Here is a 24,885-nt window from a genome sequence, read left to right on the forward strand (position 1 = left end):
GCTTCGGCCTTTCCGTCGGGCAGCGCGTCGAAAGGCTTTGAAATGACATGACACAGATCTCACATCTCTTGGGCTTCGGCCAAGGCGGCTGGGCGGCCGCTCTGCTTCTTGCGTCTGGCGTGACGCTTTCACTGTCGATCCTTGGCTTTCTCCTCGGTGCCATCTTCGGTGCGCTTGCCGCGGGCGGCAGGCTATGTCAGCGACTTGTTCCTGCCGGGCTCGCCAAGGCCTATGGCACGGTGTTCCGCGGCATTCCTGATCTGCTGACGATCTATCTGCTCTATTACGGCGGCAGCATTGCCTTGACCCATTTGGGCAAATCCCTCGGCAGCACCGGCTTCATCGGCTTGCCGACATTCACCACGGGCGTTCTGGCGATCGGCATCATATCCGGCGCATACCAGGCAGAAGTCTATCGCGGCGCTTACCAAGCCGTGGATTTCGGCCAATTCGACGCTTGTAAGGCGCTCGGCCTGTCCCGATACCAATCGCTGCGCCTCGTCATCGTGCCGCAACTGATGCGCCATGCCCTGCCGGGGCTTGGCAATGTCTGGCAGCTGGTGCTCAAGGACTCGGCACTGATCTCCGTGATCGGTCTCGTCGAATTGATGCGCCAGGCGCAGATCGGCGCCGGCTCCACGCGGGAGCCCTTCATCTTCTATATCGCGGCCGCCGTACTCTACTTCGTCATCGCCGCCGTCACTGCTTCGGTTTTCCGTTATGGCGAGGCCCGAGCCTGGAGAGGCATGGTCCACGCATGATCGACCTCGCCTTCTTTATCGAGATTATCCCCGCCCTGCTCGCCGGCCTGCCGATGACCCTGCAGCTTGCGGGCTTCTCGATCAGCATCGGTTTCATCATGGCGCTGCTGCTGGCACTCGCCCAGCAGGGAAATCACCGGGTCCTGATTTGGCCGATCCGGACCTTTGTCGCGGTCTTCCGCGGCACGCCACTGCTCGTGCAGATCTTCCTCATCTATTATGGCCTAGGTCAGTTCCGGCCAACGCTCCAGGCGCTGGGGCTCTGGTGGCTGTTCCGCGAACCCTACTGGTGCGCCATCCTTGCACTCAGCCTCAACACCGCCGCCTATGGAAGCGAGATCCTGCGCGGCGCCATACAGGGCGTGCCGCGCGGTCTGGCCGAGGCGGCGTCGGCCTTCGGCATGTCGCGCGTCCTAACGCTGCGCCTCGTCGTCCTGCCCCTGGCGTTGCGCCAGGCGATCCCGAGCTACAGCAACGAGATCATCCTGATGATCAAGGGCACATCCCTTGCGTCGATCATCACCCTGATGGAGGTCACCGGCATTGCACAGGGCCTGATTTCGCAAACCTATCGCGCAGTCGAGGTCTTCATAGCCGCCGGCGCCATCTACCTGACCCTCAACTTCACTATCATCTCGGCGCTGAATGCGCTTGAGACCTGGCTCACGCCCTACCGGGCGCGCGCCTGAGGCAGGCCTTGCCGCCAATGACGAGGAGAATGAACAAAATGCGCAACTTCGAGAAGCCGACGCGGTCCGTCGCGGTGTCGCGCCATGCAATGGCGGCGACATCACACCCTTCCGCGACGCTCACCGCGCTGAAAATCATAGAGGCCGGCGGCAACGCCATGGACGCCGCCATTGCCGCCTGCGCCGTGCAATGCGTTGTCGAACCGGGCTCGACGGGCATCGGCGGCGACTGTTTTGCGCTGTATGCACCCAACGGATCAGACAAGGTCATCGCCTTTAACGGCTCAGGCCGCACGCCAGCCGCCCTGACGGCCGAATGGTTCGAAGAGCGAGGCCTGACGGAGGTCCCACGCCAATCAGCCTCGGCGGTCACCATCCCCGGGGCGATCGACGCCTGGACACGACTACACGCGGATCACGGCCGGCTCCCTTTTGCTGACGTGCTGGCCCCGGCAATCCGCTTTGCCGACGAGAGCTACGCGATTACGCCGCGCGTCCATCGCGACTGGTCCATGGAGCAAGAACTGCTCGCCGCCGACGCGACGGCAGCAAGGATCTTTCTTCCCGGCGGGCGGGCGCCAAAGATCGGCGAGGTGCATAGACAGCCGGAGCTGGCGGAAACCCTGAAACGCATCGCCGCCAAGGGACGTGACGGCTTCTATATCGGTCCTGTTGCCGAGGACATCGTCGCCTATCTGCGCTCTTTGGGCGGGCTCCATACGATGGAAGACTTCGCCGAGGCGCGCGGCGAATATGTAACCCCGGTCACCACGGAGTTCCGCGGCTATACCATCCACGAATGCCCGCCGAACGGCCAGGGCATCATCGCGCTCCTCATCCTCAATATCCTGAGCCGCTTCGATGCCAAGGGCGATCCACAATCGCCGGACCGGCTGCATATCGAGATCGAGGCGACGCGGCTTGCCTATGCCGCCCGTGACGCCTGGGTCGCCGATCCGGACAAGGCGGAAGTACCCGTCGATGAGCTTCTGTCGGATGGGCTCGCTGACAAGCTCGCGGCGATGATCGACTTGACGCGGGCGCTGACCGACCTGCCGCCATTCGAAATGCCGCTTCATCGCGACACTGTCTACATCTCGGTCGTCGACCGCGACCGCAATGCCGTGAGCTTTATCAATTCGATCTTCGACAGTTTCGGCACGGGCCTCGTGTCGCCGCGCGCGGGCGTGATCCTGCACAATCGCGGCCAGAGCTTCTCGCTCGAGCCCGGCCATCCGAACCGTGTCGGTCCGTCGAAGCGTCCGTTGCATACGATCATCCCGGGCATGGTGACCCGCAACGGCCGGGTGGAGATGCCCTTCGGTGTGATGGGCGGCTATTATCAGGCGCTTGGCCATGCGCACCTGATCTCCAAGGTTCTCGATTACGGCATGGACATGCAGGAGGCGATCGACCTGCCGCGCGTGATGCCGACGTCCGATGGTACACGGGTGGAGGCCGAACATACGGTTGACGGCGCAACCAAAGCCGGACTCGAACAGCGAGGATTCACCTTTTCGCCGGCGCAGGATCCGATCGGCGGAGCGCAGGCGATCCGCATCGACTGGGAGAACGGAACCCTGATCGGCGCGTCGGAATCAAGGAAAGACGGCGTCACGCTCGGAATATGAGGGTTTCGAACCAAGGGTCATGACCACGGCCGAATGGCTCGCCAATCGAGAAATCTAACCATAAGCGGGAAATGAGGTCAGTCGGCTGCCGCCAAAATCCGCAACTCTATCCATGTCAGAGAGATCATGATCAAACGCAAACTCGGCCAATCCGGCCTTTCCATCGCTCCCCTGATATTGGGCGGCAATGTCTTCGGTTGGAACGTCGATGAGGTGACAGGATTTCGTCTCCTCGACGCCTTTGTCGACCATGGCTTCAATGCCATCGACACGGCCGACGTCTATTCCAACTGGGCGCCCGGCAATTCAGGCGGTGAATCTGAAGCCATGATCGGCCGCTGGCTCAGGGTTCGGCCCGGCATGCGCGAGCGGGTGGTGATCTTCACGAAGGTCGGTTCAGACATGGGCGGACCCGGCCAGAAGGGACTATCGCAGCGGTGGGTTCATGAAGCAGCCGAGAATTCCCTCCGCCGGCTCGGAACCGACGTCATCGATCTCTATTTCGCGCATGTGCCGGATCCTGAGACGCCGCAAGAGGAGACACTCTCGACCTTCGGCACGCTTCTTAAGGCGGGCAAGATCCGATCGATCGGCGCCTCGAATTTCGATGCGGACCAGTTGCGGGAGGCTTTGGCCTTGTCCGGGAGCGGCTTGCCCCGCTACACGGTCGTGCAGCCAGAATACAATCTTCACGACCGTTCTGGCTTCGAAGGCCCCCTGCAGGATCTCTGCATCAAAGAAGGCCTCGGCGCAGTCACCTATTTCAGCCTGGCCGCAGGCTTTCTCAGCGGAAAATATCGCGGCAAGGCGGATCTGTTGCAGTCGGTCCGCGGAGAGGATGTCGAGAAATATCTCACGCCCCGCGGCTTCGCACTTCTGGACGCGCTTCAGGCGGCTGCGGATAGGCACGGCGCAAGCCTCAGCGAAATCGCGCTGGCCTGGCTGATGGCCCAACCGGCGGTGGTTGCACCGATTGCCTCGGCAACGAAGGTTGAGCACGTCAGCGGCTTTGCCCGGGCCGCCGATCTGCGACTGACCGCCGAGGATCTTGCGCAACTCACCATCTGACGCACCGCCAGCGACGGCGACAATCATTTCCATTCGAAACGCCTGAGGTTCGGCAACCATGATGCTGAGGAAAATTGAGGCCGGGTTGAAACGCGTCGGCCTGGATCGTTACCTGATGATCCTGTTCCTGACCGTGGTGCTCGCCGCCTTCCTTCCGGCACGCGGGCAATTTGCCACGGTCCTATCTTCGGTGACCTTCTGGGCGGTGTCGCTGCTGTTCTTTCTCTACGGCGCCAAGCTGTCGCTGGCCACAACCGTTGCCGGCCTCACCAACTGGAAACTCCAATTGGGCTGCCTGCTGTGCACCTACGCCCTGTTTCCAGTGCTGGCGCTCGGATTGTTTGGCCTGTCGCAGGCCTGGTTTCCGGCAGCGATCGGCATCGGCTTTCTCTATCTCGGCTGCCTTCCCTCGACCGTGCAAAGCTCGATCGCCTTCACATCGGTGGCGGGCGGCAATGTCGCCGGCGCGATCTGCGCGGCGTCGTTGTCGAACATTATCGGCGTGGTGCTCTGCCCGCTTCTGCTTGCGGTGATCCTGCATGCCAGCAACGGCGCGGGCGATCCTCTGGCGGCAATCTGGAAGATCGCCCAGCAGATCCTCCTGCCGTTCGCGCTCGGGCAGATTGTTCGGCCCTGGCTCTCCGGATTTCTCAACCGCCACAAACAGGCGACAATGCTGGTCGATCGAGGCTCGATCCTGCTGATCGTCTATTCGGCCTTTTCGGCAGGCGTCGTTGCCGGGATCTGGCATCTGCTGTCGTGGGCGCAGTTTGGCTTGCTGATCGCGATCTGCGTCATCCTTCTCGGCGTGGCGATGGCGATCGTGGAAAGCAGCGGGCGTGCATCCGGCATGGCGCGGGAAGATCGCCTGGCGCTGCTGTTCTGCGGTTCGACAAAGAGCCTGGCGACAGGATTGCCGATGGCCGGCATCCTGTTCGACCGTGCCGAAGTCGCGCTCATCATCCTGCCGTTGATGCTCTACCACTTGATTCAGCTGACCGTACTGGCGGTGCTTTCCCAACGCAGCGCCATATACCGCTAAAGTCGGCGCACGGCTCTGGCGGCGGCATGCGGATCTCGCCGGCTGGAGTCGGAAAGGACTTGCCGCGGATCGACAGGAAGCACCCGGCGAGGCAGGTCCTGGCCGGGTGCCACGGGGCTATTTCGTCAAATCGGTCCAGATCCGGGTGTAGATCTGCTGCACGTCGGCAGGACAAGTGACCTGGAAATGGGCGACCGTCTTGAGCCCAGCCGGGATGTTCATTTCGGGCGCTTTCGGCAATTCAGGGTCAAGGAACTTCTCGGAGCCAATTATGGCATTCCCATAACGGGTGTAGTTCGAAATCAGAGCTGCATTTTCCGGATCCATGATGAAGTTCAAGAAGAGCTTGGCGTTCTCGACATTCTTGGCATCAGCGAGGATGGCGATGTTGTCCTGCCACAGCGGGAATCCTTCCTTCGGATAGCCAAAGGCAAAGCCGGGATTTTGGCCCGGATGCGCATGGCGGCACCGTTCCAAAATATGGAGGCAGACCATTCGCTTCAGTGTTTCACTAGAAGATCAGAACAAGCCAGTCGGCTACGACAAGCATGAACGGTATCGCAAGACTGTGGAACTAGATCTCTATGACGAGATGGACAAGCCGATCTGGTTCGAACTGACAGAACGAGACTACCAAGTCGACGTCGGGCTAATCCTGTTGGACGACTGGATTCCCGAGGTGAAGGCCTATGGGGGCCTCGATCATTTCAATACCGCCCAGAAATTTGAGCATGACACGTACAACAGGGGCGAACTCCATTCCCATTCGACCAGGAAAAGCTGCTCTACCTGCTTCCAGGATCCGAAGCGATGTATTCATACTGGGATTTCCCAAGTCGATCCAACTGTCGGAAGGGATGCCAATCTGGAAACGCGCGTCCATTGCCGCCGAGCCGCATGCTGCGATCATCTGGAACGGCGTCTCCAACCGCGAGATCTTCTATGCAGACGGTCTCACAAAAGGAGGAATGTCCGGCGGGCCCGTAGTTTTCATCGGTAAAGAAGACGAGCCCATGTGGACGATAGACGGCGATTTTCACAACCTTGAATCCGACAACACCCCTCGCCTGATCGGGGTATACGCGGGGCGCGACGGCTCGACATCAGATGAAAACGCGTTTGCTATGGCGCGAGTTTGGAAGGCTCAGTTGCTGGTGGAATTTTTCCAGAAATGCCTGCGGGAAAAGGGTTTGGATCGCGACCATGTGATCGATGACTACTTCGACGACGAGGGACGTTGGTGCGCGGATCGTTAATGGCGTTGGCTTAGGTGATCGGCTAACGCAATAACCGGTCTCTTGCACCTATGCCTGTCAAACACAACGCTGCCCGCCGTCATCATATCGGCAAGATGAAGTGCAAGCTGGCGAACTGGTCGGAATATGAGGCTGGCCTTCGCCGGCGCGGGAGCCTGACACTGTAGATAACGCCAGAAGCGCTATCATCCTGGCAGGCGCCGAAGCGGAAGACGCGTGGTGGCCAGCCACGCTATTACGATCTGGCGATCCAGACTGCTCTGACGCTGGGCCTGGCGTTCGGCCTGCGGCTGCGGCAAACTGAAGGCTTTCTGACATCAGTGCTGCAACTGATGGGACTGGAGCTCGCCGTCCCCGATCATACGACATTGAGCCGACGAGCACGGACATGGCGATCTGCCGGCAGGCAGGAGTGTCGCAAAATTCCGACGGAAGAGGCCATTCACGTCCTCGTCGACAGTACTGGGCTCGAAGTCTACGGCGCTGGCCAGTGGCTGGAGGAGAAGCATGGTGCCAAATCCCGCCCGGGCTGGCGCAAATTGCATCTGGCATTGGATGCTGACAGCGGCGACATCATCGCTCACGTCATGACCGGCCAACACATGGGCGACAGTTCACAAGTGGGAGCACTACTTGACCAAATCGACGGTCCGATTGGCAAGTTTACAGCCGACGGCGCCTATGACGGCGACCCGACTTATGACGCGGTCAGCCGGCACAGCGCCGATGCTGCCGTCATCATTCCACCTCGGGCCAATGGGATCAACCGCTCGGGCACAGGGATCGACAGTCAGCGTCGAGATGCAGCTCGATCAGTTCGGCAACCGTCTCGATCTTGTCCATGTGTTGTGGGCGGGCTTCTGACCCACGTCGATCTCTCGCACATTTCGACGCGCGCAATTTCGGCATCCTGCGAAGCGAGAAGATGTTGCTGAGGTAGTTGTGCTTGCAGCGGATCTGGACGCGGCCGTCGCCGCATGGCGGTAGATCGCTACAGCTCGAGCTGGGGCGTTTGCACTATCCGTTCAAGATCAGCGAAGCGATGCTGGCGCGGCTGACTCCGGAGCGGCGAACGATCATCGAACCGCAGCCGCAATCGCTCGTGCCACCCGGCGCGGCGGGGTGAGGCTGAACGACCCAGCGGCAAAAAAAGACGGACTCGCGGGCGGTTTTGGTTTATGCCGACGCCCGTTGCCGGTGAGCCGGCCTAGTAGAAACCGGCCCGTCCGATGAAGCGACAGTCAACGACATCGAGCCTTTTGCGCCGCCTGAACCGGTCGGCCGCAGTGGATCTGATCCGCACAGAAGGGGTGATCTCACCATCGAGCCTCGCCGAGCGGCTGAACATCAGCCTGCCCACGGTGATGCGCGTGATTGAGGATCTGGTCGCCGAGGATCTGGTCGCCTACGACGGCTTCGACGAGACGCCGCGGGGCCGGCCGCGGGCGCGCATCAAGTTCCGCGGTGCGGCGCATGCGATCATCGGCATCGAAGCCGGCAAGGGCGAGTTCTACGGCGCCGTGGCCAATCTCGAAGGCGTCGTGCAGACAGAAATGCATGAGACGGCTGACGATCATGGCGAGCGCAATTTCGAAAAGCTTGTCGGCCTGATCCGCCGGCTGATGGCGGCCCCCCGCCCGCCCGGCCAGACCATTCGCGGCATCGGCATTGGCCTGCCCTCGATCGTCAGGCAGCCTGAGGGCGAAGTGGTGTTGACGCTCGGGCTCGGCTGGCGCGACATGCCGTTGCGGGCGCGGCTCAGCGAACATTTTCACATGCCCATCGTGGTCGAGAACGGGCGCAACCTCGCCGCCGTAGGCGAATGGGGATTTGGGGCTGGGCGTGGCGCCGACAGCGTCGTAAGCCTCTCGATCGGGCCCGGTGCCGGAGCGGGCGTCGTGATCGACGGCAGGCTCTATGGCGGGCACTCGCATGCGGCGGGCGAGCTCGGCTGGTATCTCGATGACCCGCTCCTCACCGGGCGGCCATTCGAACATCTGGGCGACAAGCAATCGCTGCGCTTTTTCGGCATCCCCGAACGGGCGACCAAGATGCTCGAAGAGGCCAACACGCAGTACGCGGCGGGGAAGCTCAACCTGGCTGCCGTCACCGACCGGCAGGCGGGCAAAATCGCGCCAGTCGTGACCGAACTGCTCGACTATGCGACGATGGCGGTGGGCAGTGTTTCTGCCTTCATGAACCCCGAAATCATCGTATTGGCGGGCCGGATCGTCGGCGGCGGTGATCTGGTGCTCGATGTTCTGCGGCATCGCCTCGAAGGCAATGTGTACGACCCGCCGCGCCTCGTGATTGGCGCGCTGGGGCACCGCGACATCGTGCTTGGAGCGGTGCGCTTGGTGCTCGATGCGACAACGCTCAACCCTGCCGACAGCCTCGTGATGGCCGACTAAGGTTAATCGATCGCAATTGACAGACACTGGATCTTGAATTAACTTTCTAACTGAAAGAAAATATGCCGTGGGAGCGTTTCTTTCGTGGGAGGAGTTCAATGACGAAGATTTTCAATCCGCTTGGGCGGACTATGCAACGCCGTGACTTCTTGAAAGTTGCGGGTGCGAGCGCAGCGGTAGCGGCCCTGCCAGGGGCAGTTCGCGGTGCCGAGCCCGTCAAGGTGCTTTTGTGGTCGTGGGTGCCGGATCTCCAGCTTCAGGTGGACATGTTCAACGACGCGCATCCCGGAATCAAGATCGAACTCGTGAATGCCGGCCAGGGCGACCCGGAGTATCAGGCGGTCCGTGCGGGCCTGCAGGCGGGCAGCGGCCTGCCCGACGTCGTCCAAATCGAATTCCAGCACCTCGAGAGCTTCCGCCAGCTCGACGCCTTCGCAGATATTGGCCAGTGGGCAAACCCTCACAAGGCGGAGTTCCCAGAAGGCACGTGGAGCCAGCTCGGCCAGGCCGGGGTGGTCAACGCCATGCCGCAGGATACCGGTCCGATGGCGATGCTCTATCGCAAGGACATCTTCGACAAGCAGGGGATCACGCCGCCCACCACCTGGGCCGAGTTTGCCGATGCGGCTGAGAAGATCCATGCGGCAGATCCGAATGTGTTCATCACCGACGCGTTGTTCAGCTCAGGCGACTGGGTCAATGCTCTGCTGTGGCCGATGGGCTGGAAACCGGTCAGCCGCGATGGCGACAAGCTCGTGATCAACATCAACGACAAGATTGCCAAGGACTTCGCCGCCTATTGGCAGGACCTGATTACCGCGGGTGTGATCGAGACCAAGCCGGGGTTCAACAATGAGTGGTATACCGGCCTCGACACGGGCCGCTATGCCACCTGGCTCACTGCGGGCTGGGGTCCGGTGTTCCTGACCTCGTTCGCCAAGACCAGCGCGGGCCAGTGGCGTGCCGCCGATCTGCCGCAGTGGGACGCGAGCAAGTTCGCGACCGGCAATTGGGGTGGCTCAGCGCTGGCAGTGATGAAAGCGACCCAGCATCTTCCAGAGGCCGCCGAAGTCGCGATCTGGCTGTGCAGGGATCCTGAAGCCACGAAGCTCTACACCACCAAGCAATTCTTCTTCCCCACCACCAACGCGCTGCTGTCGAGCCCGGAATGGGCGGGCAACAAGATGGATTTCTACGGCGGTCAGGCAGTGAACGAAGTGTTCGCCAAGTCATCGAATGCCGTGGTGCCGTTTGAGTGGAGCCCGTTCCAGAGCTTCTTGTACCAGTCGATGTCCGATGAATTCGGCGCCTCGATCGGCGGCAAGGGCACCCTGTCGGATGCGTTCGACCGCATCCAGGACGCTGTGGTCACCTACGCGAAGGAACAAGGCTTCACCGTGGCCTGACTCTCCCGGGCAACGGCCGGGCGCGCTTGATCGGCGCGCCCGATCTCTTCATCTTGCCGGACGGGGGACCATGGCATTGTCGAATTCGCCAGCCGCAGTGCCGCGCCCAGCGCGATCTGGCGGTTTTACGTCACGAAAGCTCGCGCCATATCTGTTCCTGGCGCCCTTCGTGTTGTTGTTTATCGCCTTCATCGTCGCGCCGCTGGTTTATGCGTTCTATATAAGCCTCTACCGTGACACGCTGGTGGGCGGACGGCAATTTTCGGGTGCAGCCAGCTACATCAAGGTCATGGGAGACGCCAAATTCTGGGGCGGCGTGTGGAACCTCGTTCTGTTCGGCATCGTACAGATACCGATCATGCTGGGCCTGGCGCTGTTGTTTGCCATCGTGCTCGATCGTGGCCAGGTCTATGCCAAGGGCGTCTTCCGGCTCGGCTTCTTTCTCCCCTATGCCGTGCCGAGCGTGATCGCGACGATCATCTGGGGCTATCTCTACGGCCCCACTTTCGGCCCGTTCACGCAGTTGGCCAAAGCGTTTGACCTGCCGCCGCCGGACTTTCTGTCGCCGGGCGCGATGATCTTCTCATTGGCCAACATCGTGACGTGGGAATATGTCGGCTACAATATGGTGATCTATTACGCCGCGCTGAAGGCGATCCCGTCGGACCTCGCCGAGGCAGCCCGGGTCGAAGGCGCCTCACCCTGGCAATTTGCGCGGCTGGTTCAACTGCCACTGCTGTGGCCGGCGATCCTTCTCACCATCATCTTTTCGATCAACGGCACACTGCAGCTGTTCAATGAGCCGTATTTGATGCGCTTTCTTGCCAGAAACACCGTCAATTCGAGCTATACGCCGAACCTCTATGCCTATTCGCTGGCGACTTCGAACCAGCAGTATGGCTATGCGGCGGCCGTCTCATTCGTGCTTGGTATCGTGATCGCAACTGCCTCCTATATCTTCACCCTGATCACCAACCGCCGTCGGCCGGAGCAATGATGACTGCGACCACCGACATCGCTACTTTCGAAGCTGCCAAGCGTCGGCGCGGCGAACGGCGCCGCTCGCGGATCATGCTCACGCTGCTGCTGTCACTGTTCCTCCTCTACAGCTTCATGCCGCTGGTCTATCTGGTCCTATCGGCAACGAAGACCAATGGCGACCTGTTCACCACGTTCGGCTTCGGCTTCGGCACCGAGTTCAGCCTCTGGCAGAATCTGAGCGATCTGCTGGCGCGCGACAACGGCGTCTTCATGCGCTGGATGTTCAACAGCTTGCTCTATTCGACCGTCGCCGGGGTCGGTGCCGCGATCTTGGCTACCGCGGCAGGCTATGCGTTAGCCAAATTCACATTCGTCGGCCGCAATCTGCTGTTTGCGCTGATCTTGGGCGCTGTGATGATCCCGCAAACGGCTCTCGTCGTGCCGACATTCCTGCTGCTGGCGCTTTCGGGACTCAGCGACAATCCGCTGGGCGTGATCCTGCCTTCGATGATTTCGCCGATCGGCGTCTATCTGATGCGCGTCTATATCGAGCAGGGCCTCGACGACGAACTGCTCGACGCAGCGCGTATCGAAGGCGCCGGCGAGTTCGTGATCTTCCGTGCCATCGTGCTGCCGTTGGTGGCACCGGGCATGGTGACCGTGGCGCTGCTCTCGTTCGTCGGGACCTGGAACAATTACTTTCTGCCGCTCATCGTGCTGCGCTCTCCGGAGTATCAGCCGATCACGGTTGGCCTTGCGACCTGGTATCAGCTCGCGCAGCAGGGCGGTGGCGGAGGACAGGTGCTGTTCTCGATCATCATCACCGGCGCGCTGGTCAGCATCATCCCGGTCATCGTAGTGTTCCTGCTGCTGCAGCGCTTCTGGCAGGGCGGCCTCACCGCCGGGGCCATCAAATAGACTATCGCCTGGAGTTTTCCGACTATGACGACTGCCTCGAAATCCGCGCCGCTCTCTGTCTGGCGGCCGATCGCAACCGACACTTTCCTCGTCGGTACCCCGCATTACCCGGAGCATGTCGATGAGAGCTATTGGCAGCGCGACGCCGATCGCATGGCAGCCGCGGGTTTCAACGCGGTGCGACTTGCGGAATTCGCCTGGCATATTATCGAGCCCCGAGAAGGAACGTTCGACTTTAATTTGTTCGACCGCGCCATAGATGTGCTGGGCAAGGCAGGCATCAAGACCATCATGTGTACGCCAACGGCGACACCGCCACGCTGGCTGACGGCGCGTTATCCTGAAGTCTTGCGCGTCGATGCCAATGGCCGCGCCATGTGCCATGGCTCGCGCCAGCACGCCAATCTTGCGAGCGGCGTGTTCCGTGAACGTTCGAAGCGCATCACTGAAGCGTTGGCCCAGCATTATCGCGGCAATTCGCACATCATCGGCTGGCAGACGGACAATGAGCTCAATACCTCTGGATCGCTGTCATACGGTCCGGTGACTCTGGCCGAGTTTCAGGCCTTCCTCAAGGACAAGTACAAGACCATCGCCGCGCTCAACGATGCGTGGGGCGGGAATTTCTGGGCGACCGCCTATGACGATTTCGATCAAGTGGTGCTACCCCTCGACTACGCCCCTGCCCCGATCGGGCCGACCCATCTGGTCGACTATCACCGTTTCCTCGCTTTCGTCACGGCACGGTTCCAGCACGATCAGGTGCTGATCCTGCGCGACACCAATCCCGACTGGTTCGTCTTCCACAATCTGGGGCGGACCGACGACATCGACTTCCGCGGCGAGTTCTCCACCGATCTCGATTTTCTTGGCTTCGACGTCTACCCGCATCTCCATGACGAGATGCAGCGGGTCGGCGGCGTCGGCGAGGCGCAGGCGCTGCAGCTCGACATCTGCCGCGGCTTCACCGGCAATTTCATCGTGCCCGAACAGCAATCGGGCTTCGGTGCGCAGCCGAACTTCTCAACGCTGACTCCCGAACCCGGCGAGATGCGCCGCATGGCCTATACGTCCGTGGCGCGAGGCGCCGATGGCGTGATGTTCTTTCGCTGGCGGCCGGCGCATTTCGGCGCCGAAATCTATTGGATGGGCATCATCGATCACGATGACATCCCGCGGCGGCGCTACGACGAAGCCAAGCAGTTTGCGCACGAGATTACGGCGCTCAAGGACAAGATCCTCGGCACGCATGTTCGCATGGATTTGGGTATCGCTGGATCGGATTTCGACAATCAGGAGATGCACCGCTCTTACCCCATCGGCCTGCCGAGCCCGCACGACGATGCGACGCTACTCCACCGCTACTGCTACCGCCACAACATTGCCTGCGGCTTCATCCATCCCGAGGATGACCTCAGCAAGCTCATGGCGCTCTACGTGCCGCATTGGCTGAAATGGACCGATGCATGGACGGCGCGGATCGAGGCATTCGCCCAAGCGGGTGGAACGGTAATCCTGGGCGGCCGCACCGGATCGCGCGACGTCAACAACCACGTCATCCGCGACACCTCGCCGGGTAAGATGCTCTCGGCACTGGCCGGGATCACGGTCGAGGAGTTCGGGTTGCTGACACCGATTGGCGGCGACGGCCTTTTTGAGCATGGTGGCCGTTTCGGCGCCAACACGGTGCGCAAGAAGCTGCCGGCGACATCGGCAAGCCGCCAATACGTGCTCAGGATCGGGAATGCGCAGGTGACGGCGGCGCATCTTTATGAGCTGCTTAACGTGGCACCCGGCACGGAGGTGATCGGCAGCTGGGCCAGCCGCTTCGCCGACGGCCAAGCCGCGATGACTTCGCGCAAAGTCGGCAAGGGCAATGTGATCTACCTCGGCACGTACCTCAGTGATGCTCTTGTCGAGGTCCTGGCCGACCAGATTCTGGCGCCAGCCGGAATCGTGCCGCTTATCGCCGATATGCCGGCCGGCGTCGAAGCGACCATCCGCGAGAGCAAGGACCGCCGCCTGCTGTTCATCCTCAACACGCTGGGCGAGCCGGCAGACCTGCCAAATATTCCGAAGGGTACCGATCTACTCGGTGATGCACAGGTCGTGGCAAGCCGCATGCGGCTCCCGGCCTATGGCTGCAGTATCATAGAACTGGCTTAGTCTGCATCAGGCGACGTAAAGCATCGGACTGATCGGCGCTGAAGACTTCGTTGTCTGACATTCAGGGTTGGGTCGCATCAAGCCGCTGTGGCGATCCCGTTCGAATTGCGCGCCTGTCGTTCGATTCCGATCAAGGCGTGTCCGGACAACCGCTGTGAAAGGGCGCAGCCTGACTGCAGAGTCAAGGGTTGATGGTCGAAACGCGAACTTTGCCAATCGGAGGATATCGGCATGACTGACGTGACAATTCGTTCGCTGAACAAGACGTTCGGTGCGCTTGAGATAATTCCGGACCTCAACCTGAATGTGCCGCATGGTTCGTTCACGGTTCTCGTTGGGCCTTCGGGATGTGGAAAATCAACCCTGCTGAGAATGATCGCCGGACTTGAGCAGCCGACACGCGGCTCCATCGCGATCGGTGGCACCGACGTGACGCATGAGGAGCCCTCGAAGCGCGGGATTTCGATGGTGTTTCAGTCCTATGCACTGTTCCCGCATATGACGGTCGGCCAGAATATCGATTTCGGCATGCGTATTGCAAAGGTGCCGAAGGAGGAGCGGGAGAAGCGGGTGGCCTATGCCGCTGGGGTCTTGAAGCTCGAGAAGCTGCTCGATCGCAAGCCCTCGGCGCTGTCAGGCGGCCAGCGCCAGCGCGTGGCAATCGGCAGGTCGATCGTCCGCGATCCCGAGGTGTTTCTGTTCGACGAGCCGTTGTCGAATCTCGACGCTGCATTGCGCGGGCAAATGCGGGTCGAACTGGCCGAACTTCATCAAAGACTGAAAGCGACGATGATTTATGTCACGCACGACCAGGTCGAGGCGATGACACTGGCGGACCAGATCGTCGTCATGAATACGGGCCGCATCGAACAGATCGGCGATCCGCTGACTCTTTATGAGAAGCCGGAAACCGAATTCGTCGCGACCTTCATCGGCTCGCCGAAAATGAACCTGATCAAGGGCGCGGCCGCGCAGGCGATGGGCGTTGCGACTATCGGAGTTCGGCCGGAACATCTGGATGTCGGCGATACCGGGAAATGGAGCGCGGCCGTGAGAGTTGTGGAGAAACTTGGCAACGAAGCGATTGCATACCTGGATTCGGAAGTCGGTGATCTGACCCTTCGATTGGTCGGGACACCCGCGCTGAAGCCCGGCGATCAGTTGAAGATGTCACCGAGGGACGGCCACGTGCATTACTTCGACCAGGACGGTCGAAGGGTGGCCGGACCCTCCTCCTAGTCCGGGCGACCGCGGGCGGCCTCGTCCCGATGGCGAGGCCGCCTGTAGCCAAGCATGCTCCTGGTGTTCTGCGACGTTGCGTGCGCGGGCATTTGGAGAATGAGATTCGAGCCCATCGTTGTCATTCCTTCCGGTAAGTTCCTCCCACTCCCCACCTCCCCACAACCCCGGTCGGCACCCATTCAACGTATTGACCACGCACACTATATCCCTGCGACTTCCTTGATGGACGCGCCTGAGCGGCCGGCATCGTCCTAAACATAACGAAAAATGGAAGTGACGTCTTAGGAACCGCACAGACATGAGCCCAGTACTCTTTCGAAAACTGGGGAGCGATTGGGTCCCGGGACACTTCTCAGCGATCGCCCGCGACTTCGGATAGGTTGGCGAGTTGGCGATCAGGGTGCTGACACCCGCTTCATCGTCACTAATCTGAACGGCGGCAAGGCCAGGGCACTTTAGCAGGATGACTACTGCCGTCGCGGCGCAGCAGAGAACCACATAAAATCCCTCAAGAACCATCTTCGTGCCGACCGCACATCCTACACCAGGGCCACCGCCAATCAGTTCCGGCTGTTTCTCCATGCCGGCGCCTATTGGCTGATGTTGTGCCGGCGCGCCTCGATGCCGAAGCGCTCGACATGGCGGCGCGCTCAAATCGATACGCTGCGCCTCCATCTAATTAAGATCGCCGCGCGCGTCGTCGAGATGAAGACAAAAATTCGCCTGCACATGCCAACTTCGTATCCCTATCAGGATATCCTGCGCATTGTGTTTGCCCGAATTCCCCGCCTAATGACATAGGCGACAGGGCGCAAACGCCCTTGAGACAGAACCCCGAAACCCAGCCTCCCACCCCGACCTGCTGCGCCCATCCGCTCCCTGCGGACGAGCGATGGGCCACGTCGGCAATATCCATACGTTGAGCCGGCCATCAGCCAAAGCACCGCCGTCTGACAGTGCCGTGAATTAACCGGGCTAGCTACATTTGCACTGCGTCATAGATGTTCGGCGCTGCGCAACACTATCTGTATTGCGCTTTACAACCGCCATTCATAAGGTTCTCCCGCGCCCGGCTGCAGTGAGGAGTTGCAGCCATTCCGCGCGATTTTTGAGGAGGATGAGCTTTATGAATAGACGCGAATTTCTTATGTCGTCCGTAGCTCTCGCTACCCTTGCCGCGGCGGTTCCCGGCGCACTCGCACAGGAAAAGCTGACGATCCTGGGATCGGTCCCGAACCTCGGCTTTCCGTTCTTCGTCCATATGCTGAACCAGATCAAGGCGGAAGCCGAAGCACAGGGCGTCAACATCATCGAAAGCGACGGCCAGAATTCGGCGCCGAAGCAGACCGCCGACATCGAGTCGGCGCTGGTGCAGAAGGTCAATGCCATCGTTATCTCGCCGCTTGACGTCAACGCGCTGGCGCCTGCCATCGAGCAGGCGATCCAGGCTGGCGTGCCCGTCGTCACCATCGACCGCCGCGTCGATGGCGTCGAAGGCATCCTCGCCCATGTCGGTGCCGACAACGTCAAGGGCGGCGAAGCCGAGGCCCAGGCCATGGTCGATGCCTTCCCCAATGGCGCCAAGATCTTCCACCTGCAGGGCCAGCCCGGCGCAGGCCCGGCGATCGACCGCAACAAGGGGGTCCACAACGTCCTCGATGGCATGAAGGACAAGTACCAGATCATCTTCGAGCAGACGGCCAACTTCGCCCGCGACCAGGGCCTGTCGGTCACGGAGGCGGGACTTTCGGCCAACGGCAAGCCCGATGCGATCATCTGCGCCAATGACGACATGGCGCTCGGTGCCGTCGAAGCTTGTGCGGCCCGCGGCTTCAACGACGTGAAGATCTATGGCTTCGATGCCCTGCCGGAAGCGATTGTCGCGGTCCGTGACGGCAAGCTCGCCGGCACGGTGGAGCAGTTCCCGGGTGAGCAGTCCCGCACGGCGGTCCGCATCGCGGTCGCCTATGCCAAGGACAAGACCGAGCCCAAGGAAAAGCTCGTGCTGCTGACCCCGATCGTCATCGGCAAGGACAATCTCGACAAGGCCGAGCGTATCGGCGAAGCAAAGTAAGAGCAGCAGTTCGTCGGCCGCAAGCGCCCCTTTTTCGGGGCAGTGCGGCCGGCGTCGCCGTCATCACGCCTGAACGGGAGAAATCAATGGCCGCTTTGGCCGCCGCTTCGCCGACGGATGCGCCGCTTCTCGAAGTCCACGGCATTTCCAAGCAATTCGCCGGCGTCGCCGCGCTCAGGGACGTCTCGCTCGACGTTCGCCCCGGTGAGATCCTTGGCCTGCTCGGCGAGAATGGAGCAGGCAAGTCGACGCTTCTCAAGATCCTCTCTGGCGCCCAGCCGCCGTCGAGCGGAACGATCACCTTCGATGGCGCCGACTACCGGCCGTCGAGCCCGGATGCCGCCAAGCGCGCGGGCATCGTCACCATCTACCAGGAACTCAGTCTGATCCCGACGCTGTCGGTGGCCGAAAACATCTTCATCGGCCGCGCGCCCGTCGGCCGTCTCGGGTTGATCGACTGGCGACGGATGCGGCAGGAGACCCGCGCCCATATCGCCCGAGTCGGCGTGACGATCGATCCTGATACACCGGTCTCGGCCCTGTCCGTCGCGGAGCAGCAGCTCGTCGAGATTGCCCGGGCACTCTCCATCAAAAGCCGGCTGATCATCATGGACGAGCCGACCTCGGCGCTCACCGAGTCCGAGGTGCAGAAGCTGCTCGGCATCATGGATCGCCTGCGTCGCGACGGCGTCGCGATCATGTTCGTGACGCATCGGCTCGAGGAAGCAAGCACGATCTGCGACCGCATGACCGTATTGCGCGACGGCCGGCTTGCCGGTCATCTGCTGCGGGAGAATGGCCAGCCGGTGCCGATCCCGGCCATCATCGAGAAGATGGTGGGCCGCGCCGCGTCCGACCTCTATGCCCGCCCGACGCAACGCGAGACGGCAGGCGCTGTCCGGCTCAGTGTTCGTGGCCTCCGCACCCGGCGCGATCCCGAGGCACCGCATGCGATCGTGCTCGATGGCGTCGATCTCGATCTCAAGGCCGGTGAAATCCTCGGCGTCGCAGGCCTTGTGGGCTCCGGCCGCACCGAGCTTGCCCGTGCCATCTTCGGGGCCGACCAAATCGCCGAGGGTACAATCACGCTCGACGGTGCCAAGATCACGCCGAAGTCGCCAGCTGACGCCATGGAGCTCGGCATCGGCCATGTGCCGGAGGACCGCAAGCACCAGGCGATCTTCGCCATGCTCGGTATCCAGCAGAATTTTTCCATCGCAGCGCTTCGCAGCTACTCGAATGGCTTCGGTTTCATGTCGGAGGGACGCGAGCGCCAGGCGCTCGGCGAATACAGGAAGGCGCTTTCCATCCGCATGGCATCGCCCGACCAGGCGATCGAGGGCCTGTCCGGCGGCAATCAGCAGAAGGTGATCATCGCCCGCTGGCTCGCCCGCGATCCCAAGGTGCTGATCGTCGACGAGCCGACCCGCGGCGTCGATGTCGGCGCCAAGGCCGAAGTCCACCAGATCCTCGTCCAGCTTGCGGCGCGCGGGATCGCCGTGATGGTGATATCGTCGGAGCTTCCGGAAGTGCTGGCGGTCAGCGACCGCATCGTCACCATGCGGAAGGGCAGGATCACCGGCGAAATGCCGGCGGTGGTGGCGACGGAAGAGAAACTCATGACGCTGATGGCGCTGAACCAACGCCAGGGAGAGGCCTGATGACAGTGACGACCGATGAGGCCGAGCGCAAAGGGCCCAATATTTTCCGCATCCTCAAGCAGTTCGGCCCGCTTCTCTTCCTGATCGTCCTGATGGCGGTGTTCACGGCGCTCAAGCCGAGCTTCATCGATCCGATCAATGTCTTCAACATCATGCGCCAGATCTCGATCACTGGCTTGATCGCGCTCGGCATGACCTTCGTGATCCTGACCGCTGGCATCGACCTGAGCGTCGGGGCCCTGCTCGCGCTTTGCGGCATGGCCGCGGCAATCGTTGCCAAGGGCGGAGCGGCCAATACGCTCTCGCTCTCGGCATCCGAGGGCACCGGCTATGGCTGGTTTGCGGCGCTTCTCGCCGCCGTCATCGTCGGCTCTGCCGCGGGCTTCGTCCAGGGCCAGGCGATCACCCGGCTCAAGGTGCCGCCCTTTGTCGTGACGCTCGGTGGCCTGACGATCTTCCGCGGGCTCACGCTGATGCTTTCGAACGGCGGCCCGATCTCTGGCTTCACCGCCGACATGCGCTGGTTCGGCACCGGCCTCGTCGGCCCGGTCCCGGTCCCCGTCATCATCTTCGCGATTGCCGCCATCTTCTGCCACATCGTACTGCGGTACACGCGCTACGGCCGGGCTGTCTATGCGGTTGGCGGCAATGCCGAGGCCGCGCGCCTTTCGGGCGTCCGTGTCGACCGAATCCTCGTCTCGGTCTATGTCATCGTCGGCTTCTTCTCGGGTCTCGCTGCCTTCGTGCTGTCGGCCCGGCTCAATTCCGCAGAAGCCGTCGCCGGCTTGGGCTATGAGCTGACCGTGATCTCGGCCGTGGTGATCGGCGGCACGTCGCTTTTCGGCGGTATCGGCAGTGTGGGTGGAACAGTGGTCGGGGCGGCGCTGATCGGGGTGCTGCAGAACGGGCTACAGTTCAACAATGTCTCGTCCTACACGCAGTCAGTGGTGATCGGCCTGATCCTGATTCTCGCCGTCGCCTTCGACCGCTGGCTCAAGTCGCGGGCGAGGGTGTAAACAGGCCGGTCTTCAGGGCCGGCAGGCGCATAAGCGGGAAGACGCCGCGGAGGATGAGAATTGTGTTGAGCGACGCCCAGAGGCCGTGATTGCCGAAAGCCGGCACCAGAAGGGCGAGCGCGAGACAGTAGCCGGCGAACGCCATCAGCATGCGGTGCGCATCGCATGCGACCAGGTCGCGCCGATATAGACGCCATCCATGTGGAAGGCGAGGAAGCCCGAGAGGGCCGTCAATGCCGCCCAGGGCAGGCGGGCGTAAGCCTCGGCGCGAACTCCGGGCACTGTGTTCAGGAAATCGATCAGCGGATTGCCGATGGCGAGTAAGACGAGTGTCGTGAACGCCGCCAGCACCGCCGACCAGATTCCGGTCAGCCAGACGCCGTGCTCGAGGGCCGGACGGCATCGCGCGCCAATCGAGCGGCCGATGATCGTCTCGGCGGCGCTAGTCAAGCCGTCGAGCCAGAAGCCTGCGACCATAAAGAAGTTCATCAGCACCGCGTTCGCCCCGAGCGTCACCGGCCCGAAGCCGGCGCCAATGCGGGTCAGGATGACGAAGGCGCCGATCAGCACGAAGGTGCGGATCAGGATATCGGCGTTGAGCGCAAAGAGTGCCCTGTGACGAAGTTTGGGTTACCGCTCCGCAATTCATGTATCTTTTCATGCCGAGCAATTTCTCCTGGCGCGCGTATGGTTGGTCGTCCGTCATTGCTACTTGGAGACAAGATCGACTGACCCTGCGGTACATGCCGATAGCGCCTATGGTTCGACCGACATCCTGGGCTGGCTGGTTCAGGAGCGGGGGATAGAGCCGCGCGTCCGTCCGAGCGGCGCGACGGCACCTTCGAGAGGCGGGCAACGTGATCAGGTCATTCGCCTAGAGCAGGCGGTAGACCGCATCGTGTGACACAGAATAGTTTTCTGGACTTTAACGCCAGCTCACGCGGCGGGAGATCGGCATCGTGCGGCGCCATGCCGGCGGTGTGGTCACCTTGCATTGGATCGGCCGCCGGCGAACAAAATCGCTAATTGCTACCGCGGCAAAGCCGAGAGGATTCTTACGTCTGATTCCCCGAAAGCCTCAGCATGCTTGGGTCAAACAGCCAATGGTGATAAACAAACGCGGGTTTGTTGGCCGTAGCTAGGGAGATGGCGTTATGGGCGAGACAAGGAAGATCGCCGCTATCCTGGTTTCGGATGTCGTGGGTTATAGTCGTCTCGCTGGTGCGGACGAGGATGACATCCTCGCACGGCTTCGAACCCTCCGCAGCTCCCTCATCGACCCGACTATCGCCGCGCACAATGGCCGCGTCGTCAAGCGCACGGGAGACGGAAGCCTCGTCGAGTTTCGCAGTGTCGTCGACGCCGTTCGTTGTGCGATCGAGGTACAGAAGGCAATGATCGAACGCAATGCCGGCGTTGCGCCCGATCGTCAAATTGTGTTCCGCATCGGCATCCATCTCGGCGACGTGGTCGAGGAAAGCGACGGTGATCTAATGGGCGACGCCGTGAACATTGCAGCACGGTTGGAGGGGGTTACACAACCTGGTGCGATCTGCCTCTCGGAGGATGCTTATCGCCAGGTAAAGGCACGACTGCATCTACTTGTAACGGATCTCGGCCCGGTCCAGCTCAAGAACATCTCCGAGCCAATCCGGGTCTATGAGCTACACGTTGGGGTTGCCGGACAGGTCAAGCCGACAGAGGCAGCGGTTGCCAGTTCAGTCGAACTGCGTTCCGTCCCCTCGTCCGCTGCCGACAAGCCTTCGATTGCTGTACTTGCCTTCAACAACATGAGTGGTGACGCAGAACAGGAATATTTCTCCGACGGGATCAGCGAAGACATCATCACCGATCTCTCAAAGATCTCCGGGCTGCATGTGATCGCCCGCAACTCATCGTTCGTCTACAAGCACTCGGCCGTGTCCATTGCCGATGTAGCCACGGCGCTCGGCGTCCGCCACGTTCTCGAGGGCAGCGTCCGAAAAGTTGGCAACCGAGTTCGGGTAACCGCTCAATTGATTGATGCCATGAGCGGTGGGCATGTATGGGCCAGCCGCTTCGATCGTGATCTCACTGACATCTTTGCCGTCCAGGACGAAATCGCCCAGGAAATCGTTGCGGCGCTCAAGCTGAACCTCACGCTGGGGGAACATAACAGACTGGCTAAGATGCATGCCGTCAACCTTCAGGCGTACGAATTTTTCCTGCGCTCACGTGACCAAGCTCTAGCTTCCACGCCAGCCAGCAACATTGAGGCACGCAGCCTCGCAAAATCAGCTATCGCCAGAGAGCCGGAATATGCGGCCGCGTATGCGCTCATCGCCTTCACCCATGTGATTGATTACGTCAACGGCTGGGGCGACGATCCGGAGCAGGCGCTCCGGATAGGGCTGGAACTTGCGGAGAAAGCTGTCGCTATGGAGCCGGATCAGCCAATCGCTCACTTCGCGTTCGGTATGGCCTGTATGTGGAATCAGCAATTGGAACGCGCGCGAGCGGACATGCAGCGTGCCATCGAGCTTTCGCCCAATTCGGTAGAAATGTGGCTGTTGAAATCTCACTTGGAACTATATTCAGGGAACCCGACCGCCTCGCTTCAGGCGCTTGACGTTGCCATGAGGCTTGACCCACACTATCCGGAAGTCCTGCTTCAGTTTGTGGCCGATGCGCACTTTTCCCTCGGGCAATATGCCGAGGCAATCTCGGCGCTCGAAAGGCGGCTGGTGCGCAATCCTCAGTCTGAAACAGCTAACGCGCTGCTTGCGTCATGCTATGGCCATCTCGGCCGGTTTGAGGAAAGCCGGCGAGCGTGGGAGCGCGCGCTGCAAATCAATCCGGACTTTTCTCTCGAGCGCCGCCGCCGCGTTCTCCCGTTTAAAAACCCGGAGGACTTTGAGAGCCGCGTCGACGGACTCCGCAAGACACGACTGGTCACCTGACGTGCCTCAATCGAAGTCGGTCCGTTCTTAGGGGGACAAAAATTAAGGCACATTCGGTGACGGACGCAGGTCAGGCCGCTTGGGCATCCAGCGCCTTCGGCGCCCAGTTCGATGGAAGCAATTGTTCCAGTTGGCTCGTCGGCGTGTCAGCGATGTTGGCGAGGACATCAGAGGCCGCGTAAGTGGGCTGCTCGACTACAAAGTCGAGGAAACCTTCAAGTCGCTCGATGAGCCTCTGGAGGCCTGCAACTGGCGATGTCGCAGATGATTGCAGGATCAATCCATTCAATTTCGAACCGATACGATAGACAGACTCTTCGGCATATCGTCACGAAGCCGGCGGAACGAAGGCGTCTTCCACAGATACGTGCAACCCTCCCTGCTTCAGTCGTTTGCAGAGCCCAAATGCAAAGAGAATGGATGGCCGCTTTCGGGATCAGACGATATACCGCTCTACGACCGCTTGCAGGGCGCATTCCGGACGTGGCTGCCCCAGCGTAGCGGAAGGACAATTCACCTGGATCGGTCAAGCTGGTTGCATGAGCACTCCCAGGTAGGGGGTTCTCACCCGATTGGAAGCCATGATAAACAATGCCTATGTGCAGCAAGAACTATCTGATCGAAGGCGGTTCCGGCACTGGTAAGACGTCTGTCGCTACAGAATTGGAGCGGCGGGCATACCATGTCAGCCATGGTGATCGGGTCTTGGCTTATGTCGGCGACCCCGAGACAGGCCAGGCACTCTCAGAACCACCCAAAGGCGCAGACCGGATTGCTTGAGGATACGGGCACTGGATCTGGACCGTTGACAAGGTCCGGGCCGTTGCTGCTGACACCACCCATCCTGCCACATTCTTCTGTGGCGGCTCGCGCAATTTCCATAAATTCCTGCACCTATTCGACAAGGTATTCGTGCTCGACATCGGCGTTGAGACGTTGAACCAAAGATTGGATGGACGGCCGAATGAGCCTGGGTTCGAACCGGCCGAGCGGGCACTGATCCTCCACTATCATCATACTCGGAAATGTCTTCCCGCCGGCATCAGCATCGACACGGCGAATACTGTCGCACGCGTCGTCCACGATATCCTCGCTAACCTCACCTGAAGCCTTGCAGCGATCGTAATCGGACGGGAGCGGCCGACTATCGCGGGATAAGACCCAAACCGCTTGGAACGGCTCACTGGGCGTTGTCACTTTCGTACCCGACCGGCAGCTTTTAGAGGGACAAACTGGGTGGCCCAACAACCGTCTTGAGGGCGCACACCGGCCGCGTTACTCGCGAGCGCCGATCTTTCACGAACGTCTATTTGACGATTGTTCTCGTCGGGGTCATCAGCGATCGGACGGTGCGTCCTCGCCGGAACGAGAAAGCACCGTGGCGTCTCGGCTTAGTGTCACTCGGCACTCCGGGCACCTTGGACCTGGCGCACCGTGACCGGAGCTCGAAGATTTAGCCCCGGGGCTGCAGCAACGCCAGAATGATGGTGGATACCGCCAACACGGCCGTAAGTGTCAATGGCGCTGCCGCACCGTAGTAATCGACCACGTAGCCGCCGAACAATGCACCGATGCTGATGGCGACCTGGAACGAAGCGACCATGAGACTGCCAGCTGCCTCCAA

General features: G+C 61.1%; 18 protein-coding genes and 5 pseudogenes. 20 read left to right on the top strand and 3 right to left on the bottom strand.

What is annotated here, in order from left to right; translation table 11 throughout:
- Window positions 1–47 precede the first annotated feature (47 nt).
- From AC2YI2_RS33015 to AC2YI2_RS33035, 5 genes are all read left to right on the top strand, one after another.
- Window positions 48–761: an ABC transporter permease gene (locus AC2YI2_RS33015; protein ID WP_487390772.1), complete on the top strand. Its 714-nt coding sequence runs from the start codon at window positions 48–50 to the stop codon at window positions 759–761.
- Entirely contained in the window at window positions 758–1,450 is a 693-nt protein-coding gene (locus AC2YI2_RS33020; RefSeq protein WP_487390773.1) for an ABC transporter permease, read from the top strand. The genes AC2YI2_RS33015 and AC2YI2_RS33020 overlap by 4 nt, the downstream gene beginning before the upstream one ends.
- A gap of 38 nt (window positions 1,451–1,488) precedes the next feature.
- Window positions 1,489–3,081: a gamma-glutamyltransferase gene (ggt, locus tag AC2YI2_RS33025; protein WP_487390774.1), complete on the top strand. Its 1,593-nt coding sequence runs from the start codon at window positions 1,489–1,491 to the stop codon at window positions 3,079–3,081.
- 126 nt (window positions 3,082–3,207) lie between these two features.
- Window positions 3,208–4,149 carry an aldo/keto reductase gene (locus AC2YI2_RS33030; protein WP_487390775.1) on the top strand — a complete coding sequence of 314 codons (942 nt, stop codon included), beginning with the start codon at window positions 3,208–3,210 and terminating at the stop codon, window positions 4,147–4,149.
- Between the two features lie 61 nt (window positions 4,150–4,210).
- Entirely contained in the window at window positions 4,211–5,191 is a 981-nt protein-coding gene (locus tag AC2YI2_RS33035) for a bile acid:sodium symporter family protein (protein WP_487390776.1), read from the top strand.
- A gap of 117 nt (window positions 5,192–5,308) precedes the next feature.
- Here AC2YI2_RS33035 and AC2YI2_RS33040 read toward each other — a convergent pair whose 3' ends face one another.
- Window positions 5,309–5,686, bottom strand: a complete 378-nt coding sequence (locus AC2YI2_RS33040) for an extracellular solute-binding protein (protein ID WP_487390777.1) — start codon at window positions 5,684–5,686, stop codon at window positions 5,309–5,311.
- Between the two features lie 236 nt (window positions 5,687–5,922).
- Here AC2YI2_RS33040 and AC2YI2_RS33045 point away from each other — a divergent pair, with 236 nt between their 5' ends.
- The 13 genes and pseudogenes from AC2YI2_RS33045 to AC2YI2_RS33105 all read left to right on the top strand — a co-directional run bounded on the left by AC2YI2_RS33045 (window position 5,923) and on the right by AC2YI2_RS33105 (window position 20,322).
- A complete protein-coding gene (locus AC2YI2_RS33045; protein ID WP_487390778.1) occupies window positions 5,923–6,447 on the top strand; it encodes a hypothetical protein in 525 nt (174 codons plus the stop codon).
- Between the two features lie 50 nt (window positions 6,448–6,497).
- Window positions 6,498–7,215: pseudogene (locus tag AC2YI2_RS33050) on the top strand (IS5 family transposase); the annotation flags it as partial.
- Window positions 7,216–7,393: 178 nt separating this feature from the next.
- Entirely contained in the window at window positions 7,394–7,573 is a 180-nt protein-coding gene (locus AC2YI2_RS33055; RefSeq protein WP_487390779.1) for a hypothetical protein, read from the top strand.
- A gap of 103 nt (window positions 7,574–7,676) precedes the next feature.
- A complete protein-coding gene (locus AC2YI2_RS33060) occupies window positions 7,677–8,858 on the top strand; it encodes an ROK family transcriptional regulator (RefSeq protein ID WP_487390780.1) in 1,182 nt (393 codons plus the stop codon).
- Between the two features lie 62 nt (window positions 8,859–8,920).
- A complete protein-coding gene (locus AC2YI2_RS33065) occupies window positions 8,921–10,264 on the top strand; it encodes an ABC transporter substrate-binding protein (protein WP_487390781.1) in 1,344 nt (447 codons plus the stop codon).
- A 70-nt stretch (window positions 10,265–10,334) separates the two neighbouring features.
- A complete protein-coding gene (locus tag AC2YI2_RS33070; protein WP_487390782.1) occupies window positions 10,335–11,261 on the top strand; it encodes a carbohydrate ABC transporter permease in 927 nt (308 codons plus the stop codon).
- Window positions 11,261–12,163 carry a carbohydrate ABC transporter permease gene (locus AC2YI2_RS33075; RefSeq protein ID WP_487390783.1) on the top strand — a complete coding sequence of 301 codons (903 nt, stop codon included), beginning with the start codon at window positions 11,261–11,263 and terminating at the stop codon, window positions 12,161–12,163. The genes AC2YI2_RS33070 and AC2YI2_RS33075 overlap by 1 nt, the downstream gene beginning before the upstream one ends.
- 24 nt (window positions 12,164–12,187) lie before the next feature.
- Window positions 12,188–14,329, top strand: a complete 2,142-nt coding sequence (locus AC2YI2_RS33080) for a beta-galactosidase (protein ID WP_487390784.1) — start codon at window positions 12,188–12,190, stop codon at window positions 14,327–14,329.
- A 231-nt stretch (window positions 14,330–14,560) separates the two neighbouring features.
- Window positions 14,561–15,568: an ABC transporter ATP-binding protein gene (locus AC2YI2_RS33085; protein ID WP_487390785.1), complete on the top strand. Its 1,008-nt coding sequence runs from the start codon at window positions 14,561–14,563 to the stop codon at window positions 15,566–15,568.
- A 393-nt stretch (window positions 15,569–15,961) separates the two neighbouring features.
- Window positions 15,962–16,372, top strand: a pseudogene (locus tag AC2YI2_RS33090) (transposase); the annotation flags it as partial.
- Window positions 16,373–16,697: 325 nt separating this feature from the next.
- Entirely contained in the window at window positions 16,698–17,645 is a 948-nt protein-coding gene (locus AC2YI2_RS33095; protein ID WP_487390786.1) for a substrate-binding domain-containing protein, read from the top strand.
- Window positions 17,646–17,731: 86 nt separating this feature from the next.
- Window positions 17,732–19,306 (top strand): sugar ABC transporter ATP-binding protein, encoded by a 1,575-nt coding sequence (locus tag AC2YI2_RS33100; protein ID WP_487390787.1) that lies wholly within the window; start codon window positions 17,732–17,734, stop codon window positions 19,304–19,306.
- Window positions 19,306–20,322: an ABC transporter permease gene (locus tag AC2YI2_RS33105; protein ID WP_487390788.1), complete on the top strand. Its 1,017-nt coding sequence runs from the start codon at window positions 19,306–19,308 to the stop codon at window positions 20,320–20,322. Before AC2YI2_RS33100 ends, AC2YI2_RS33105 begins: the two co-directional genes overlap by 1 nt.
- Here AC2YI2_RS33105 and AC2YI2_RS33110 read toward each other — a convergent pair.
- Window positions 20,300–20,943 (bottom strand): annotated as a pseudogene (locus tag AC2YI2_RS33110) (MATE family efflux transporter); the annotation flags it as partial. The gene AC2YI2_RS33105 and the pseudogene AC2YI2_RS33110 overlap by 23 nt on opposite strands.
- A gap of 533 nt (window positions 20,944–21,476) precedes the next feature.
- Between AC2YI2_RS33110 and AC2YI2_RS33115 the strand changes: the two are divergent.
- The gene (locus tag AC2YI2_RS33115; RefSeq protein ID WP_487390789.1) at window positions 21,477–23,261 is read left to right on the top strand and encodes a tetratricopeptide repeat protein; all 1,785 of its coding nucleotides are present in this window, start codon (window positions 21,477–21,479) and stop codon (window positions 23,259–23,261) included.
- A gap of 597 nt (window positions 23,262–23,858) precedes the next feature.
- A pseudogene (locus tag AC2YI2_RS33120) lies at window positions 23,859–24,368 on the top strand (nucleoside kinase).
- Window positions 24,369–24,714: 346 nt separating this feature from the next.
- On the opposite strand, the pseudogene AC2YI2_RS33125 reads toward AC2YI2_RS33120, so the two are convergent.
- A pseudogene (locus AC2YI2_RS33125) lies at window positions 24,715–24,885 on the bottom strand (MFS transporter); the annotation flags it as partial.

It is taken from the genome of Rhizobium sp. SRI_017, assembly GCF_057586295.1.

Coding starts and splice junctions, on each gene's coding strand:
- AC2YI2_RS33015 (WP_487390772.1), top strand. CDS start 48: ATGACACAGATCTCACATCTCTTGGGCTTCGGCCAAGGCGGCTGGGCG.
- AC2YI2_RS33020 (WP_487390773.1), top strand. CDS start 758: ATGATCGACCTCGCCTTCTTTATCGAGATTATCCCCGCCCTGCTCGCC.
- ggt (WP_487390774.1), top strand. CDS start 1,489: ATGCGCAACTTCGAGAAGCCGACGCGGTCCGTCGCGGTGTCGCGCCAT.
- AC2YI2_RS33030 (WP_487390775.1), top strand. CDS start 3,208: ATGATCAAACGCAAACTCGGCCAATCCGGCCTTTCCATCGCTCCCCTG.
- AC2YI2_RS33035 (WP_487390776.1), top strand. CDS start 4,211: ATGCTGAGGAAAATTGAGGCCGGGTTGAAACGCGTCGGCCTGGATCGT.
- AC2YI2_RS33040 (WP_487390777.1), bottom strand. CDS start 5,686: ATGGTCTGCCTCCATATTTTGGAACGGTGCCGCCATGCGCATCCGGGC.
- AC2YI2_RS33045 (WP_487390778.1), top strand. CDS start 5,923: ATGACACGTACAACAGGGGCGAACTCCATTCCCATTCGACCAGGAAAA.
- AC2YI2_RS33060 (WP_487390780.1), top strand. CDS start 7,677: ATGAAGCGACAGTCAACGACATCGAGCCTTTTGCGCCGCCTGAACCGG.
- AC2YI2_RS33065 (WP_487390781.1), top strand. CDS start 8,921: ATGCCGTGGGAGCGTTTCTTTCGTGGGAGGAGTTCAATGACGAAGATT.
- AC2YI2_RS33070 (WP_487390782.1), top strand. CDS start 10,335: ATGGCATTGTCGAATTCGCCAGCCGCAGTGCCGCGCCCAGCGCGATCT.
- AC2YI2_RS33075 (WP_487390783.1), top strand. CDS start 11,261: ATGACTGCGACCACCGACATCGCTACTTTCGAAGCTGCCAAGCGTCGG.
- AC2YI2_RS33080 (WP_487390784.1), top strand. CDS start 12,188: ATGACGACTGCCTCGAAATCCGCGCCGCTCTCTGTCTGGCGGCCGATC.
- AC2YI2_RS33085 (WP_487390785.1), top strand. CDS start 14,561: ATGACTGACGTGACAATTCGTTCGCTGAACAAGACGTTCGGTGCGCTT.
- AC2YI2_RS33095 (WP_487390786.1), top strand. CDS start 16,698: ATGAATAGACGCGAATTTCTTATGTCGTCCGTAGCTCTCGCTACCCTT.
- AC2YI2_RS33100 (WP_487390787.1), top strand. CDS start 17,732: ATGGCCGCTTTGGCCGCCGCTTCGCCGACGGATGCGCCGCTTCTCGAA.
- AC2YI2_RS33105 (WP_487390788.1), top strand. CDS start 19,306: ATGACAGTGACGACCGATGAGGCCGAGCGCAAAGGGCCCAATATTTTC.
- AC2YI2_RS33115 (WP_487390789.1), top strand. CDS start 21,477: ATGGGCGAGACAAGGAAGATCGCCGCTATCCTGGTTTCGGATGTCGTG.